Below are 18,357 nucleotides of genomic sequence, written 5' to 3' on the forward strand. Positions count from 1 at the left end.
ATTTTCAATAAAATTGTCGAATAAATTTCTTTTCTAAATTCATCGCTTTTTTATATTTGACTTATCTAACGTTCATTTATTAGTAATTTACCAAATTAATTATAAAAATTAATAGCTTAAAAATTTTATTATAATTATAAAAAGCTTAACGTTATTTTTTACACGTTAAGCTTTTTATAATCATAATATTAAAATTTTTTTATTTCATCTTTAGTTACAACACCATATATTAACTTTTTAGGTTGTGTTTTATCATCTACTATTTCATAAGCATTTATAAATCTTTCTTTTGCTTGTTCAAATTTTTCTTCTTTATTATAATGCATGTAAGCTAATACATCGCCTTTATTTACATAGTCTCCTACTTTCTTTTGAAGTACTATACCTGCTGATAAATCAAGTTCATCTTCTTTAGTTTCTCTACCAGCACCTAAAATCATAGCAGATACCCCTATTTCTTCTGCTTCTATCTTACTTATATAACCACTTTTTGGTGATTTTATAGGTACTATATTTTTAGATTTAGGAAGTAAATCATAATCGTCAACTACCCTCTTATCTCCGCCTTGATTTTCTATAAACTCTTTTAGTTTTTCTAGTGCACGTCCTGAAGATATAGCGTCTTGTATCATTTTCTTACCTTCTTCGAAATTTTCACAAACTTTTGCTAATACTAACATATATGCCCCTAATGTTTCACATAGCATTACAAAATCCTTAGGTCCATTTCCTTTTAAAGTTTCTATAGCTTCTATTACCTCTAATGAGTTACCTACAGCAAATCCTAAAGGCTCATCCATATTAGTTATCATACCTATTGTTTCTCTACCCATTCCACAACCAATATCAACCATAGCTTTTGCTAGTTCAAATGAATCATCTAGTGTTTTCATAAATGCGCCATCACCAGTTTTAACATCAAGTAATATAGCATTTGAACCTGATGCTAATTTTTTACACATTATACTAGCAGCTATTAAGGATATATTATCAACTGTAGCAGTTACATCTCTTAGAGCATACATTTTTTTATCAGCAACTGCTATTGTAGCTGTTTGACCACAAACTGCTATATTTTTTTCATTTACAGAATTTATAAATTTCTCTGCATCCATTTCTATTGAAAATCCTGGTATAGCTTCTAACTTATCTAAAGTCCCTCCAGTGTGTCCTAATCCTCTTCCTGACATTTTAGCTACAGGAGCACCACATGATGCCACTAATGGAGCTAAAGCTATTGTAGTTTTATCTCCTACTCCTCCTGTACTATGCTTATCAACTTTTATTCCTTTTATAGCTGATAGGTCTATAACATCTCCTGAATTCATCATAGCTTCTGTAAGATATACTGTTTCTTGTTTGTTCATTTTGTTTATATATATTGCCATTAAAAGAGCTGATGCTTGGTAATCAGGTATTTCATTTTTTGAATATTTTTCTACGAAAAAGTTTATTTCTTCTTTAGATAATTCATGCCCATCTCTTTTTTTTCTGATTATATCATATATTCTCATTTTATCTCTCCTTAACAAACTTTATATATAATCTATTATTTAAATTCAATAAGCTTAATACTAAATTTAGTATTAAGCTTATATATTTATTATATACTTTTAACTACTAATTTAACTAAACTTAAGAATTCAGCTTTTACTTTTTGAGTAGTTTCTATTACTTCTTCATGGTTAAGAGGTTGATCAAGTATCCCTGCTGCCATGTTAGTTATACAAGATATTCCTATAACATCCATAGATGAATGGCTAGCAACTATTACTTCTGGTGCAGTAGACATACCAACAGCATCAGCTCCTAGTATTCTTGCCATTTTAACTTCTGCAGGTGTCTCATATGTTGGTCCACTAAAGAATGCATATACACCTTCTTGTACCTTTATATCTAGCTTCTTAGCACACTCTCTAACTAATTCTATATATTTTGGTGAATAAGCTGTAGACATATCTGGGAATCTTGGTCCAAATCTTTCATCATTTTTACCCATTAAAGGTGTACTTCCACTTAAGTTTATATGATCTTTTATTATCATTAAATCACCTGGTTTAAAGTCTACATTTGCTCCTCCAGCTGCATTTGTAACTACTATAGTTTCAACTCCTAAAGCTTTCATAACTCTAACTGGGAATGTTATTTCTTGTTGAGTATATCCTTCATAGTAATGGAATCTTCCTTGCATAGCCACTACATCTTTGCCTTCTAATTTACCTATTACAAGGCATCCTGCATGTCCTTCAACAGTAGATACAGGGAAATTAGGTATTTCATTATATTTTATCTTTACTGGATTTTCTATTTCATCAGCTAATACTCCTAATCCAGAACCTAATATAAGTCCTATCTTAGGTGTTATATTTATTTTTTCATTTATAAATTTTGCACTTTCTTGTACTTTGTTAAACATATGTCTCCTCCTTGACTATTTAAGTATTTGTGATTTAAAACTAGTTCCATTTTTAGTCATTTTTGTATCTAATATATCTGCTACTGTAGCACCTATATCTGCAAAACTTTTTCTTATACCTAAGTTTACACCACTCTTGATATTTTTTCCATAAATTAATACAGGTATATACTCTCTAGTATGATCCGTACCTTTGTAAGTTGGATCATTACCATGATCAGCATTTATTATAAGTATATCATCTTCCTTTAAAGCATCTATTATTTCTGGAATTCTAGCATCGAATTCCTCTATAGCTTCTTTATATCCTTTTACATTTCTTCTATGTCCATATTTTGAATCAAAATCAACTAAATTAGTAAATATTAATCCTTTATTTTCTTTATTAATGTAATTTATAGTTTGGTCTACTCCATCCATATTATCTTTAGTGTGTATAGCTTCCGTTATACCTTGTCCATTAAATATGTCTTCTATTTTACCAACGCCAATTACATCTAGTCCAGCTTCTTTTATATTATCTAATACCGTTTTTTCAAAAGGATTTAATGAGTAGTCTCTTCTGTTAGAAGTTCTTACGAACTCACCTTTTCCTTTTCCTATATATGGTCTAGCTATAATTCTAGCTACTGCATTGTCTCCCATCATTATTTCCCTAGCTATTTCACACATTTTGTATAATTCATCAAGTGGTATTATTTCTTCATGCGCTGCTATTTGGAATACACTATCTGCTGATGTATATACTATTACATCTCCTGTTTTCATTTGATGTTCTCCATATTCATCTAATATAGCAGTTCCTGATGCTGGCTTATTTCCTACAACTTTTCTTCCTGTTCTTTTTTCAAATTCATCTATTATTTCTTTTGGGAACCCATTTTCAAATGTTTTAAATGGAGTTTCAACTAAAACACCTGTCATCTCCCAATGTCCTGTTGTAGTATCTTTTCCTTGAGAAATTTCTTCACATTTTCCAAAACAACCTATAGGAGAATCTACTCCTTCTACAAAATCTACTTCGTCTATATTTCCTATCCCTAATTTTAATAAGTTAGGTATCTTTATATCCTTATGTGTTTTTATTATATTTCCTAAAGTATTAACACCTTCATCTCCAAATTTTTTTGAGTCTGGAAGTGCTCCTATTCCTACACTATCAATTACAATCCATACAACCCTATTCATATTATGTCCTCCTTTTTTTGTAGTTTATTTCCTAGGATGTTTTTCTTTTATTTCTCTTCTCATATTCTTATTTATGTGATTTAAATATGATTGCAAACTAGATAAATTGCTATTTCCTAATATTTTGCTTACTACAGCAACATTAGCACCTTCATTTAAAAGATGAATAGCAAAAGAATGCCTAAGCATACTTGGATTTATGTTTTTATCTATATTAGCTAAATTAGCATATTTTTTAATAAGTTTCCATAAGCCTTGTCTTGTAAACCTTTGTCCTAAGGAACTTACAAATAAAGCTTTTTCATCTTCATTTGCCAATTCAGTTCTTGATTCATTTATATATTTTTCTAAATACTCCTTAGATGTATTGGATAAAGGTATTATTCTTGGATTTTTTCCTTTATCACAGCATATATAGTCTAAATCTAATTCTACAGAATCTATATCCATATCTATAAGCTCTGATACTTTTATACCTGTACCATACAATATTTCAAATATTGCCTTATCTCTTATTTCTTTAGGTGTATTTAAATTTTTAAAATCTAAAAGCCTTTTTATTTCTTCCTCTGTTAAAATATCTAAACTATTTTTCTCTATTTTAGGCTTTTTTATATTTCTTGCAGGATTATTTTTACTTATACCATAAAAAAATAAATAATCATGAAAAGATTTTATTGATGATATCATTCTAGATACTGTTGCTACAGATATATTTTCCTGTTCTAATCTTATTATATATCCTATAATATCATTTTCTACAACATTATCTAAACTTATCATCTTTTCTTTTAAATAATCAACATATCTTTTTATATCTATATAGTAAGATGATATAGTATTTTTAGATAGATTCTTACTATTTAGATATTTTATGTATTCCTCTACAACCTCCATAGCAAACTCCTTATCTGACTAGGAACTTAATCATACCTATACTTATAGTATTTAGTACAACTTGTAATATAACTGTAATACTTATTATAATTATAACATTTAATATAAATCTTTTTACTAAAAATATCATATTTTCTTTTCTTTTGTGCTTAATTTCTAATAATATTTTTTTTTCATAATCAAATGCCACTAACGTTAATATAACTGTACCAGGTATAATAGCTAAATTTTTCATAAATAAAACAAATATCATTTTTATTGATTCAAAATTTAGTGCTAATATCATACTATTTATAGTATAGCCTATTGATAAACCTTTTAGCATAAATATTATAAGCACTACTGGAAAAGTTATTACTAAGACTGAAAAAAAAGCGACACAAGCCATAAAGCTTAAATCTATTTTTAAATTTGATAATATAGCTTCTTTTATTCCTTCTCTTGAATTATAGTACTCACTTATAAAACTAATATCTTTTATTATTTCATCTTGATAACTTGGCCATATTTTATTTAGATAAGATCCAAGTGCTACAAATACAATAAATATTAACCCAATAAGTACTATTTGTCTGTTAAGTTCTTTAAAATTATTTTTTCTATATGTTCTTCTCAAATTTATAACCTCCCCTTTTACCTTACAAAATAGTATGTATAAAAAGAGGAGGTTATGACATTTTATATTAATTCTCTAGCTATTAAAATTCCAATTGCTGTTTTTGCATCTTCTATTTCATTTTGAATAACCATGTTATAAGCTTCTTCTAAACTTATAGTATGTACTTCTATATCTTCATCATCATTTAAATTTCTTTCACCTACAGTAATATCAGTAGCTAGATATATGTATATTTTTTGATTAGAAAAACCTGCTGATGTATAAAACTTATGTATTAGTTTTAAATTTGAAGCATCGTATCCCGTTTCTTCTTTTAGTTCTCTTTGTGCACATTCTTTTGGTGTTTCACCAGGTTCTAACTTTCCTGCTGGTATTTCCCATATAACTTTTTCTATTGGTTTTCTAAATTGTTTAATTAATACTATTTCATTATTTTCATTTAATGCTAATATACCAACTGCACCAGGATGTTCTACTATTTCTCTTTTTTGATATCCTTGGTTTATAGTCTCTACAGTATCTACTTTTAGGCTGATTGTTTTTCCAGTGTATATTTTATCACTACTAATAGTCTTTTCTTCTATCACCATCACAAACCTCCATTAAATAATATGCAGCACTACTTGCAGCCTCGAAAAACTCTTTATCTTGTTCATAATTTCTTCCCATAGTTCTTACCTTCAGGCCAAAATAATCTAAGTCTTCTTTAGTATTTTTATTATCTATATATACTATATTATGTCTATTTAAATCATTTTCTTCTATTTGTGCTCTTATTTTATTTAATTTATCACTTTCATAATTTGATATTGGTATTGTTATATCAACATTTACAATTTCTTTAAAAATAGTAATACTATGGTGAGATATTCCATTATGTCTTTCTCTTTTATCTGCAAAACTAATTCTAGGTATAGCTATAGGATTTCCACCAAGTTTTTTTACTGCATCTAATATAGGTCCTTGTTCTATTCCTGTAAATCCATATTTAGTTCCAGTACCTGCAATTCCAGGTCCCATACTAACAAATACACAGTCTGCATTTAATACTTCTTTAGCAGTTATTAAAGCTGTATATATATTTATACATTCATAATCCCCTCCGAATGCATTCCCTATAGTTATAGTATAGTCTATTAATCCTTTACTTTTTAAAGTTTCTACATTTTTACTTAGGTATATCGGTAATGCAGCTCCATCTGTCATTATATATACTATTTTTTTATCTTTATTATTTCTTTTATATGATGCTACAAAAGGTGTAAGCATACTATGAAGTGTCCCAACAACAACTGGCATATCATTTAAACTTTTAAAGCTTGATATTTTATCATGATAAGTACTTTCTTGTTCTTCAACTGAATCTACCTTAACTTGTAGTGGCGTATATCTTAATTTCATAATATGACCGCCTTCTGTAAAGCTTGATTCTATATTATTTAGATTAGTTATTACAAAATGATATCCTCCAGTACCTAAACTTAACTCAACAGCTGTTGTATTTAATACAACCTCATCACCTACATTTACACTCCCTGTCATCTTAGGGTAGTTGTATGCTTTTTGTATTTCTCCATTTATATTAACTCTTATATCTTCTAATTTTTCACTCTTATCTTTTATAGAATCTACAATTCCTATTCTTTTACTTATCATAAGTTTACCTTCCTAATTTATCTATGAAATTTAAGAACTTATTTTTCTCTATTATCTTAGTTAAAGAATACTTCTCTGTAAGTATATGTATAAATATTAAAAATACTAACCAAGCTAATCTAATATTAAATGAATACCCCATACATATAAGTATTCCTATAGATATACCTAAAACATTTGATCCTGTGTCTCCCATCATAGCTTTAGCTTTTAAGTCGTAATTAAAATATGCTAATACATTTGGAAGCAGTAAAAGAAGTAGACTTTTTTCAAATCCTGCTAATGTTAAAAGTAAAACTAACCCTATTATTAAATATACCTTTATAGCTCTTCCAGGCCTTAAATCTAATAAGTTCATAAGATTTGTAGAAAGTGCTATTATAAGAGTATTTACAATTATATCTAATATATCTTTAGATATTGCTATAGATATTAATATACCTATAAATCCTCCAAATAATGCCTTAAATCCACCTGTTGTAAGCTTTCCTTTAAACAAACTCTTAAAATGTCCTTTAAGCCCACTAACATCTCTATTTCCTATTATATCGTCTAATATTCCTGCAAAGAACATTGCTATTATTCCAAATATGAACATAAATAAATATAGTAGCTTATTAACATCATTAGTTACAAATCCTATAATAATACCATTTATTATTATCATAGGTAAAAATACTATACCCATACTAACTGGTATCATATCTTTTTTATAATTTGGTCTTAATACATTACTATCTATTAATAAATTTTTAAATAAAGGGATAACAACATAGGTTCCAAGCAATCCTGTTATAAATAAAACAGTATAAAGTATATAATATTTCACCTATATACTACCTCCATTCTTTATTTTTTGCTTTTAAAACTTTCTTTATATGGTAGTATTGTTTTCCCCTATGAATAAAACCTTTTAAATCTCTTCCTGTTTCACTATGAGTCATATTTACTAATACTTCTTTGATTGTGTAACCGTATTTTAATATGTCTATAGTCATACCTACTTCTACACCATAACCATATGGAATCTCTTCAAATTTTTCTAATACTTCTTTTTTAAATATCCTTTGTCCTGATAAAGTAGAGTCTAGTTCTACACCTGTCATCTCAAATACAGATTCTTTAGCTAATCTTTTTACAAATCCTAGCCCTCCCTTTTTCTTTGCAGGAGGGAATTTTGCTATAATAACATCGGCTTCGTTGTTTAATATAGGCATGATAAGTTTTTTAACTTCACTAGCTGAACTTCCTAAATCTCCATCTAAAAATCCTATTATATCTGCATTTTCCATAGCTATTTTTAACCCATAGTTTAATGCGTATCCTTTACCTCTATTTTTATCTAATTTAAACACTTTTATTTTGTCATTTTTAACACTAGATGCTATTTCTGTAGTATTATCGCTAGAACCATCATCTACAACTACAATTTCATCTATTTCATTTATATCAGTAATGCTTTCTAATGTGTCCTTGATCTTATCTGCTTCATTGTAAGCTGGTATTATTATACTTATGTAAGAACTCATATTTTTTCTCCTTTTCTTATTTCTTATAAGGGAATAATTGTTTTGCACTTTCTAATCTACCAAAATCCCCTGTAGCTCCTTTTTCATTTAATAATATAGTTAAAGAAACTTTACCTATTCCTTCTTCAATATTATCTATAGTTGCTATTTTGTTTTTAGAATATAAGTCTATATAAGAATTTTTAGTATTACTTTTTTGAACTCCTACTATATATTTATTTTGTTCTTTTAATTTAGTTATTAAAGCTTCATCTATCTTATCAAAGTTTTCTTTTTGAGCTTTATCTTCACTTCCACCTGTTAAAACTACAGAATCATAATCTATATAATTTTCTGCTATAGATTCTACTTTAATTAACTCTAAACGTTGAAGATTTTCTAACTTAGATATACTACCTTCTTCTTTTAAAGATTCTGCTATATAATTTATAACATCTTTTGCATTGTTTAGTTCAATTGAAAGTTCTTCTGATGCTTTCTTTAAAGCATCTTTATTTTCTATATTGCTAGTAAGTACTATATCAAATGCTACATTTCCTCCAGCATTTTGTATTATACTTGCAGTTTCTTTACTATAATCATTTTTTTCATTTGTAGATATTATTCCTATATTTTTATTTACAAGACTATCTTTTATTATCTTATCTGAATTTTGATTTATTATGGCTATTGCTTCATCATAATCTTTATTTAAATTAGTTAAATTTTCTTCTAAGTTATCATTTGTTGTTTTTAGTACTTCAAACTTACTATCTAAATCTTTGATCATACTTGCTTGTTGTTTACTAAGTTCTTGATCATAATTTAGATTAAATCCTACTAACATACCAATTCCTAAAGCTATAAAAATAGCTCCTATGGTAACTATATAATATTTCATGTTTATATGCATTTTTTTCCTCCTAAATCTACATTTGTAGTAATAGCTTTAATTTTAGCTGCATTAGATGTATAAACTGCTGAACACTTGGAGAGAAAGAGGCTAGTATAAGTATTGGGAATAAGGCAGTAGCTATTAATGCCCATATATACTTCATCTTTAACTTACTTCTATATAGTAGGTTAACTCCTTTCGCATCTATAAGCTTTGATCCTATTTTTAATCTTACTAAGAAAGTACTTGCCATACCCTTTCTTCCTTTTTCTAGAAAATCTATCATATTAGAATGAGTTCCAAGAGCCACTATAAGCTCTGCTTTGTACTCGTAAGCTATTAACATAGCTATATCCTCACTAGTTCCAGGTGCTGGAAATACTATAGCATCTAGCCCTAAATCTTGAACTCTTTTAAGACCTGGTGCCCTTCCATCTGTATAAGCATGTACGATTATCTCACCTGCTTTTTTAAGAGCTTCATCACTAACACTATCCATATCTCCAACTATAACATCTGGAGTATAACCAAACTCTAGTAACGCATCCGCTCCTCCATCAACACCAACTAATATTGGCTTCACTTCTTCTATGTATGATAATATTGTGCTTAAATCTTGCTTATAATCTTGTCCTCTTACAACTATTAGTACATGCCTATTAGCGTAATTAGTTTTAACTTTAGGTATTTCGACTTCTCCTAATATGAATCCTTTTTCTTTCTTTGCATAATCAATAGTATTATCTATGAACCTATCTAGTTCAACTGCTAAGTTTTCGTATGCTTTTTTTAATTTGACTGCTACTTCTTCTTTGCCTAATACTTCACCTTGTCCTAAAAATTTATTGTCTCTATAAATTTTACCATCTATAATTTCAATATTTTGACCTTCAGACAACTCATTAAATAATTCTTCACCTATATTATCAACTATAAGAATATTTTTTTCAGTTAGTATTCCAGGTCCTTTATTAGGATATCTTCCACTTATAGAAGGTGATGCATTAATAACTAGCTTTACTTTACCTTCTACTAAAGAATTCGCTGCAACTTCATCTATATCTATATGATTTATAACAGCTATTTCTCCACCCGTAAGTCTCTTTGCAAGCCTCTTTGTTTTTCTATCTACTTTAATAGGGCCTTCGACTCTCATAAATTAAACCTCCGATATCATTTTTAAAATCACATTACATTATAGCATTATTTAACGACAAAATAAATGTTTAAAGTCAGTTTATAATTTTATATAAGGATTTTTTAAATATATTTGTATATTTTAATCAATCTTATTTAACCTTGATAAATTCATCAACTCACTTTTGCTGTTTTTTTCAGGGTTACATATTACTATTTCTAAAAGGAGATTTAACTGTTCTCCTATTGATTTTCCACTATACCCCATCAACCTTAAATCGTTCCCGTTTATATCTAAATCATTTATTTTATAGCATTCATTATTTTTAGCTATTTCTTCTATAAATTCTGTATATTTATCTATTGAATGTTTTCTTATACTTAATTCTTCAATCTCTTCACAATCACCTACTTTTTTGTAATATATTTCCTTCAATTTTAAAATATCTTTTAAATTATCAATTCCTATTTTATTTAGAATTTTTTTAATATCAATTTTATCTAAATCTATATTATCTATTAGCATATAGTCAATCATATTATTTATGTATTTTGTTACATTATTTGGATATTTCAGTTTGCTTACAATATTATTTTTTCTTATATTTTTATTGTAAAACTCTATTTTTTCCTTTGTCTTATTTAGTCTTTTTGTGTTATTTTCTAAAATTAAAAATTCTATCATCAATAGTCTTTGCTCTAAACTAATATTACACTCTTTTAATATTGTTAACTTTGTACAAAAATCTTCATAATTCTCTACATGAGAGTATATCTCTAACTCCTTAAATATATTCAAACTATATAATAATCCTAGTTTTTGAGGGTTTTCACTAAGTATGATTTTTTTTATTTCATCACTTACTCTTTCTCTGCTAATATTTTTTAATATACTAGAATTTCTTTTTATACTTTCAAATGTTTCTTTTTCTATATCAAATCCTAGTTTACTGCTAAATCTTATAGCTCTTATTATCCTAAGTCCATCTTCAATAAATCTTTCATCAGGATTACCTACTGTTCTTATTTTTTTATCATGTAAATCTTTAACTCCATCAAAATAATCGATTAGTTTATCTTCTTCATTATAAGCCATAGCATTTATTGTAAAATCTCTTCTCTTTAAATCATCTACTAACTTTGATGTAAATTCTACATTTTTAGGCCTTCTATTATCTTCATACTCACCTTCAACTCTATATGTTGTTATCTCATAAACCTCATCTTCTATTAAAATACCTACTGTTCCATGCTTTATTCCATTTTCTATTATTTTATAGCCTTTAAATATATCTATTATTTTATTAGGTTTTGCACTAGTTGTTATATCATAGTCATTTGGTAAAATACCTAATATACTATCTCTGACACATCCTCCTACTATATAAGCTTCTTCACCATGTTCTTTTATTTTTTCTATTATAAATTTTACTGATTTCGGTAAATTTATATACATCACATATCTCCTTAATTTATATATATTTATAAGATAACCAAATTTTAAAATATATAATACTTTATACTCACTTGTTTACACTTTGAATATAGCATTATAAAAGCCTTCTTAATATTAAGAAGGCTTTTATAATGCTATATTTATTTAACCATACTATGCTCTAATCTTAATTTATCTGCTATCATAGCTATAAATTCAGAATTTGTTGGTTTTCCTTTTGTATTATGCACTGTATAACCAAATAGTTGATTTATTGTATCAACTTTACCTCTACTCCATGCTACCTCTATAGCATGTCTTATAGCTCTTTCAACTCTACTTGGAGTAGTATTAAATTTCTTAGCTATACTTGGGTATAATTCCTTAGTTACAGCTCCTAGTAATTCTACGTTATCTATTACCATCTTTATAGCTTCTCTTAAATAAAGATATCCCTTTATATGAGCTGGAACACCAATTTCATGTATTATATTAGTTATTTCTGTTTCTATATTACCTACATTTTTGACAAAGTCACTTCTTGTCATTTGTATATCAGCATGAGCCCTAGGCTTTATGTCTGCATGTGCAGGTCTGTTTGAAACTAATTCTCTTATTCTATTTATAAATATTACAAAATCAAAAGGTTTAACTATATAATAGTCTGCTCCTAAATTTATTGCACTTTGTGTTATTTTGTCTTGTCCTACAGCTGATAGAACTATTATTTTTGGCATTTTAGGTATATCCATAGAATTTAACTTCTCTATAACACCTAATCCATCTAAATGTGGCATTATAACATCTAGCACTAATAAATCTGGTTGTAACCTTTTTACTAAATCTAGTGCTTCTATACCATCTTTTGCGATTCCTAATATTTCTATATCACTTTCATTAGATAAGTACTCCTTAAGTACCTGACAAAAATCCTTGTTATCATCTGCTAAAACTATTTTTATTTTATCGCTCACTTAAACTTCCCCCCATTAATAAAACATCTTCTCTTTTATATAAAAATTAAAACCCTTTATACTTAAGCATATTCGACATAGTAAAATTATATTCCTTCAATATATTTGAAATCTATTGAAAAATATATTAAATTTTAATTTCTCTTATCTAATTCTATCATCTCATCTATAAAAATACCATATCCTTTTTTGGCATTATCTTCAAAAACATGTGTTAATGCCCCAACTAGCTTATTATTTTGTATAATAGGGGCACCACTCATGCCTTGTACTATACCGCCTGTATAATTTACTAATTTCTCATCAATAATTTCTATAACTATATTTTTATCTCCTTTATTTTCATATATATTTTCTATATTTATGTCATATGGATATACATATCCTTCCTCATTTTCAAGTAAAATACTTGCTTTACCCCTTTTTATTTCATTCTTGTTTCCCACTTTTATAAGAGGTAATTTGTGTTTTATGTTGTTTATTATATTTCCCTCTATACCTTCATTATCATTATTACTAAATGTTCCTATTAAGTTGTATTCATCCAAATTACAATCAAAATTACCAATAACACTCTCTGTTGATTTTTCTAGATTTACTTCTGTTGGATAATATACACTACCTTCTTTTATTTTTAATATTTTACTTGTATCAAAATCTTTTATAGGATGTCCTATTGCTTTAAATTCTTCATTGTCTGGATCATAAAACGTCATAGTTCCAACTCCCGAAACTTTATCTCTAACCCATAAGCCTAACCTTTTTTCTTCGTCTTCTACTTTTAATTTTATCTTTATAACTAGTTCTTTACTATCTCTCTCAACTGTTAAATATACAAAATCTTCTTTAATATCTTTTATATATTCGTATATATCATAAGCATTTTCGATTTTTTTTTCATTTATTTTTATTATGTTATCCCCTTTTTTTATCCCTCCTATATACTCTAATGATTCATCTTCATAACCTATTACTAATGCTCCATCTGTTTTAGCTTTTATTCCAATTAGATTACCGCATGGATAAACATACTTATTACTCTTATTTACAGCCTCTATATAGTAATTTTTTATACCATCATAAGTTATAGATATTAAAAGTATAGCTACCATAATTGTTAATGTTAAAAATACTGAATTTCTTTTAATTTTCATAAGTATATCTCCTCTTTTATATATATACTTATAGTTCCTATTTTGGATTTTTTTATACAAAAAAGAAGCCCTAAAGGCTTCTTTTTGCTAGTTCTATTATTTCACTTGCGTGTTCAATAGTTTTTTCTGTTATATTACTTCCAGCTATAAGTCTAGCTATTTCATCTCTTTTTTGGTCTTTGTCTAACTTTCTAATAGTAGTAAATGTTCTTTCATTATCTGTACTCTTCTCTATACAATAATGAGTATCTGCATTAGCAGCAATCTGTGGTAAATGAGTTATACAAATAATTTGCTTTTTCTTTCCTATATTACTAAGTTTCTCTCCTACTATTTGTGCTGCTATTCCACTTATACCTGTATCTATTTCATCAAATACTAATGTATCAATTTGGTCTATATCCGCAAGTATGGTCTTAAATGCTAGCATAAATCTAGACATTTCTCCACCTGAAGCTACTTTATATATAGGTTTAATATCTTCACCTAAGTTAAATGATATCATAAACTCTATATCATCCATTCCTCTAGGTGTGAATATTCCTTGTTCAAAATTTACTTTAAATGCAACATTTTTCATATTCAAGCTTTTTAACTCTTCTAATAGGACTTTCTCTAACTGTTTAGCTACTATCTTTCTTTGGGAAGTTAAGGCCTCAGCTCTTTCTTTAAGTTTACTTTCAAGCTTATTTAATTTAAGTTTAAGCTCTTCTACTCTTTCATCTCTATTTAATATTTCATCTAATCTATTCTTTATATTTTGATGATAATCAAATATTTCTTCTATAGTTTCTCCATATTTTCTCCTTAGGTTATTTATTTCATCAACTCTAAGTTCTATTTGTTCTAACTCATATGGTTCAAAATTTATATTTTCTTTATAATTTCTTATCTCTCTTGATATATCTTGAAGCTCATACATTATTCTTTCTATCTCATTATTATAATCACTTAAACTTTTGTCATATTCACATATTGATGATAGTTCTTTTACTGCATTACCTATTAAATCTACTGCATTAACCTGACCTTCATATAAATTTTGATAACTTATATTTAAATTTTTAAAGATTTTTTCACCATTTCTATAGACGTCCCTTTGTTTTAGTAAGTCTTCATATTCGTCCTTGCTAAGATTGGCAGATTCTATTTCATTTATTTGAAACTTTAATAAATCTATCTCTCTTTGAATTTGCATATCATCTTTATTTTCAGTTAATATATTTAAAGCTTTTTTTACATCACTATACTCATCGTATATTTCTTTATATGAAATTTTAAATTCTTCTAATTCATGTTCTCCAAATAAATCTAAAAATTCTAGATGAGTATCTTTATTGAATAATGCTTGTGTTTGATGTTGACCGTGAACATCTATAAGCTTAGATGCTATTTGCTTTAAAACATTCATCTTAACAGTTCTTCCATTAACCCTAGCAACACTTTTTCCATCACTATATATTATTCTAGTTATAACTAGTAAATCATTATCATCTAGTTCAAGATCATTATCATTAAGTACTTTTATTAAATCTTTATTTTTAGAGTGAAATATAGCTTCTACTACACCTTTTTCAGTTCCTTTCCTTAAAAAAGATCTATCATATTTCTCTCCTAAACAAAGTCCTAATGCATCTATTATTATAGATTTTCCTGAACCTGTTTCTCCTGTAAGTATGTTCAAATTTTTATCAATATTTAAACGAAGCTCCTCAACAAGAGCACAATTTTTCATATATAACTCAAGGATCAATTCTAAATCCCCCTCTTTTAATAAATCATATAAATGTTTTACTTATTTAGATTATGAGAATTTTCAACAACTTCTATTATCTTATTAGTATGTTGTTCTTTATTAAACTCATATCCTTCATTACCATTTCTTAAGTGTATTAAATACTCTATATTTCCTTCAGGACCTTTTATCGGTGAGTAATCTAATCCTAATATTTCAAATCCATTTTCAACAGCAAAATTAGATATCATTTCTATAACTTCAATATGTGTTGATTTTTCTCTAACCACACCTTTTTTACCAACTTTTTCCCTACCAGCTTCAAATTGTGGCTTTATTAAAGCTACGATTTGACCATCTGGACGTATTAATTCCTTGCATTTTGGTAGTACTAGCTTTAAAGATATAAAAGATACGTCTATAGATGCAAAATCTGCAAACTCTTTAGTTTGTTCTATAGTAACATGTCTTATATTAGTTCTCTCCATGCAAACTACTCTCTCATCTTGTCTTAATTTCCATGCAAGTTGTCCATAGCCAACATCTATAGAAAATACTTTTGATGCTCCATTTTGAAGCATACAATCAGTAAATCCTCCTGTTGATGAACCTATGTCCATACACACTTTTCCTTCTAATGTTAAATCAAAGTTATTCATGGCTTTTTCAAGCTTTAATCCACCTCTACTTACATATGGTATTGGATCTCCTTTTACTTCTATCTTAGCTTCTTCATCAACATCAGAACCTGCTTTATCACATCTTTGATTATTTACAAATACAAGACCTGCCATTATTGCCTTTTTAGCTCTTTCTCTACTTTCAAAGTATCCTTTTTCTACTAATAATAAATCTATTCTTTTTTTCATAAAATTACCTTTCTAGTTTACAGTCTTTTACTCTCATTGCTATCTTCTCTGGAGATAGACCTATTGTATCATATATTTCATCTGCATTCCCATGAGGTACAAATGCTTCTGGAAGACCTAAATTCATAATATTAACATCAATTTTATTGTCTGTTATATATTTATTTATTCTACTTCCAAATCCACCTATTATTGTATTATCTTCAATAGTTATAACCTTTTTATGAGTTTTTAATAAATCTGCTAAAAGATTTTTATCAATAGGCTTTAAGAATCTTGCATTAACTATTGTTGGATTTATACCTTCTTTTTCTAATAATTCTTTAGCTTTAAGAGCATGTTTTACCATATTTCCTATTGCTAGTATCAGTATGTCTTCTCCTTTTGACAATACTTCATAACTTCCTACTTTTATAGGTTCATACTTACCACTTTCTAAGTAATAACTACCCCCTCTTGGATATCTAATAGCTACAGGCTCTTTTAATTCTAGAGATAAATCCATCATTAACTCTAGCTCTTTGCAATCCTTAGGAGCCATAACCGTTATATTTGGTATTGCATTTAAATAGCTTAAATCAAACATACCATGATGAGTTTCGCCATCATTACCTACTATACCAGCTCGATCTATAAGGAATGTTACAGGTTTTTTAGTTATACATACATCATGTATTACTTGATCATATGCCCTTTGTAAAAATGATGAGTATACAGCAAAATACGGTTTTAATCCATTTTTTGCAAGTCCTGCAGCAAATGTAGTTGCATGTTGTTCTGCTATACCAACATCATAGTATCTATTTGGGTATACTTTTTCAAATAGATTTAATCCTGTACCCGATGGCATAGCTGCAGTTATTGCACATACTCTATCATCTTTTTCTCCCATAGATACTAATTTCTCTCCAACTAATGAAGATATAGATTTTGTACCTGATGATTTTATACCTTCTCTTATATCAAATTTTGACACTCCATGATATTTATGTGGTTCATTTTCTGCAAATCTATATCCTTTACCTTTTTTAGTTATAACATGAAGAAGCTTTGGCCCTTTTTTTTGTTTGCATTTTTCTAAAATTTCTATTAATTCTTTAATATTGTGCCCATCTATAGGACCATAATATTTTATTCCTAAAGACTCAAATAACTCGCATTCTTGAGGAATAAATGTACTTATTATACTATCTTTAAATTTATTGGCTGTTTTAGATATTAACTCTCCTCCAGGAGCTATATTTAATATCTTTTCAACTTCATTTTTTACTTTATTAGCTGCTGAGTTTCTAACTATACTAGATAAATACCTAGACATTCCACCAACATTTTTATCTATAGACATTTCGTTATCATTTAATATAACTATCATATCTGTTTTTGTATGTCCTAGATGATTTAATGCTTCTAGTGCCATACCACCTGTTATTGATCCATCTCCAATTACAGCTATGACATTACTATCTTCACCTTTTATATCTCTTGCACATGCAATACCATGTGCCACTGAAATTGATGTGCTACTATGACCTGTATCAAATATATCATGTGGACTTTCACATTCTTTAGGAAATCCACTTAAACCATTTAATTGTCTTAGTGTATTAAATTCTCCTTTTCTTCCAGTTATCATCTTATGTACATAAGATTGATGCCCAACATCCCATACAATTTTATCTTTCGGACTTTCAAATACCTTATGCAATGCTAGTGTAAGCTCTACAACCCCTAGATTGGAAGCTAAATGCCCTCCTGTTTGAGAAACAGATTTAACTAAAAATTTTCTTATATCCTTTGATAGTTCATCCATTTGTTCAACGTTCATCAACTTTATATCACTTGGAGAGTTTACTTTATCTAAATATTTATACATA

Annotated in this window: 17 protein-coding genes; all 17 read right to left on the reverse strand. The window is 27.7% G+C overall.

Features of this window, described 5'->3' with window-relative positions:
• Positions 1–188 precede the first annotated feature (188 nt).
• Positions 189–1,514, reverse strand: coding sequence for a pyrimidine-nucleoside phosphorylase (locus tag I2H23_RS06580; protein ID WP_195581351.1), 1,326 nt, complete (start codon positions 1,512–1,514; stop codon positions 189–191).
• Positions 1,515–1,603: 89 nt separating this feature from the next.
• Positions 1,604–2,416 carry a purine-nucleoside phosphorylase gene (locus I2H23_RS06585; protein ID WP_092924480.1) on the reverse strand — a complete coding sequence of 271 codons (813 nt, stop codon included), beginning with the start codon at positions 2,414–2,416 and terminating at the stop codon, positions 1,604–1,606.
• A 15-nt stretch (positions 2,417–2,431) separates the two neighbouring features.
• Positions 2,432–3,604, reverse strand: coding sequence for a phosphopentomutase (locus tag I2H23_RS06590; RefSeq protein WP_092924478.1), 1,173 nt, complete (start codon positions 3,602–3,604; stop codon positions 2,432–2,434).
• 24 nt (positions 3,605–3,628) lie between these two features.
• Positions 3,629–4,501: a tyrosine-type recombinase/integrase gene (locus tag I2H23_RS06595; protein WP_092924476.1), complete on the reverse strand. Its 873-nt coding sequence runs from the start codon at positions 4,499–4,501 to the stop codon at positions 3,629–3,631.
• Between the two features lie 10 nt (positions 4,502–4,511).
• A complete protein-coding gene (locus I2H23_RS06600) occupies positions 4,512–5,117 on the reverse strand; it encodes a hypothetical protein (RefSeq protein ID WP_195581352.1) in 606 nt (201 codons plus the stop codon).
• 62 nt (positions 5,118–5,179) lie between these two features.
• A complete protein-coding gene (locus tag I2H23_RS06605; RefSeq protein WP_092924473.1) occupies positions 5,180–5,710 on the reverse strand; it encodes an NUDIX hydrolase in 531 nt (176 codons plus the stop codon).
• On the reverse strand, positions 5,685–6,776 hold the full coding sequence (locus I2H23_RS06610; protein WP_166505840.1) for a DUF3866 family protein: 1,092 nt from the start codon (positions 6,774–6,776) through the stop codon (positions 5,685–5,687). Before I2H23_RS06610 ends, I2H23_RS06605 begins: the two co-directional genes overlap by 26 nt.
• Before the next feature lie 4 nt (positions 6,777–6,780).
• Positions 6,781–7,605, reverse strand: coding sequence for a glycosyl transferase (locus I2H23_RS06615; RefSeq protein ID WP_195581353.1), 825 nt, complete (start codon positions 7,603–7,605; stop codon positions 6,781–6,783).
• Between the two features lie 7 nt (positions 7,606–7,612).
• On the reverse strand, positions 7,613–8,305 hold the full coding sequence (locus I2H23_RS06620; RefSeq protein WP_166505841.1) for a glycosyltransferase family 2 protein: 693 nt from the start codon (positions 8,303–8,305) through the stop codon (positions 7,613–7,615).
• A 16-nt stretch (positions 8,306–8,321) separates the two neighbouring features.
• Entirely contained in the window at positions 8,322–9,197 is an 876-nt protein-coding gene (locus I2H23_RS06625; protein ID WP_195581354.1) for a copper transporter, read from the reverse strand.
• A 16-nt stretch (positions 9,198–9,213) separates the two neighbouring features.
• Positions 9,214–10,335 carry a putative cytokinetic ring protein SteA gene (gene steA / locus I2H23_RS06630; protein ID WP_092924464.1) on the reverse strand — a complete coding sequence of 374 codons (1,122 nt, stop codon included), beginning with the start codon at positions 10,333–10,335 and terminating at the stop codon, positions 9,214–9,216.
• Positions 10,336–10,458: 123 nt separating this feature from the next.
• Positions 10,459–11,772, reverse strand: coding sequence for a CCA tRNA nucleotidyltransferase (locus I2H23_RS06635; RefSeq protein WP_195581355.1), 1,314 nt, complete (start codon positions 11,770–11,772; stop codon positions 10,459–10,461).
• A 140-nt stretch (positions 11,773–11,912) separates the two neighbouring features.
• Entirely contained in the window at positions 11,913–12,725 is an 813-nt protein-coding gene (spo0A, locus tag I2H23_RS06640; RefSeq protein WP_092924460.1) for a sporulation transcription factor Spo0A, read from the reverse strand.
• A gap of 134 nt (positions 12,726–12,859) precedes the next feature.
• On the reverse strand, positions 12,860–13,879 hold the full coding sequence (locus I2H23_RS06645) for a SpoIVB peptidase S55 domain-containing protein (protein ID WP_092924458.1): 1,020 nt from the start codon (positions 13,877–13,879) through the stop codon (positions 12,860–12,862).
• A 70-nt stretch (positions 13,880–13,949) separates the two neighbouring features.
• The gene (recN, locus tag I2H23_RS06650) at positions 13,950–15,632 is read right to left on the reverse strand and encodes a DNA repair protein RecN (RefSeq protein WP_092924456.1); all 1,683 of its coding nucleotides are present in this window, start codon (positions 15,630–15,632) and stop codon (positions 13,950–13,952) included.
• A 38-nt stretch (positions 15,633–15,670) separates the two neighbouring features.
• A complete protein-coding gene (locus I2H23_RS06655; RefSeq protein WP_092924454.1) occupies positions 15,671–16,483 on the reverse strand; it encodes a TlyA family RNA methyltransferase in 813 nt (270 codons plus the stop codon).
• A gap of 4 nt (positions 16,484–16,487) precedes the next feature.
• Positions 16,488–18,356 carry a 1-deoxy-D-xylulose-5-phosphate synthase gene (gene dxs / locus I2H23_RS06660; protein ID WP_092924452.1) on the reverse strand — a complete coding sequence of 623 codons (1,869 nt, stop codon included), beginning with the start codon at positions 18,354–18,356 and terminating at the stop codon, positions 16,488–16,490.
• Between the last annotated feature and the right edge of the window lies 1 nt (position 18,357).

Source organism: Romboutsia sp. BSD2780061687b_171204_C1 (genome assembly GCF_015560225.1).
GTDB classification, from domain to species: Bacteria; Bacillota; Clostridia; order Peptostreptococcales; family Peptostreptococcaceae; genus Romboutsia_C; species Romboutsia_C hominis.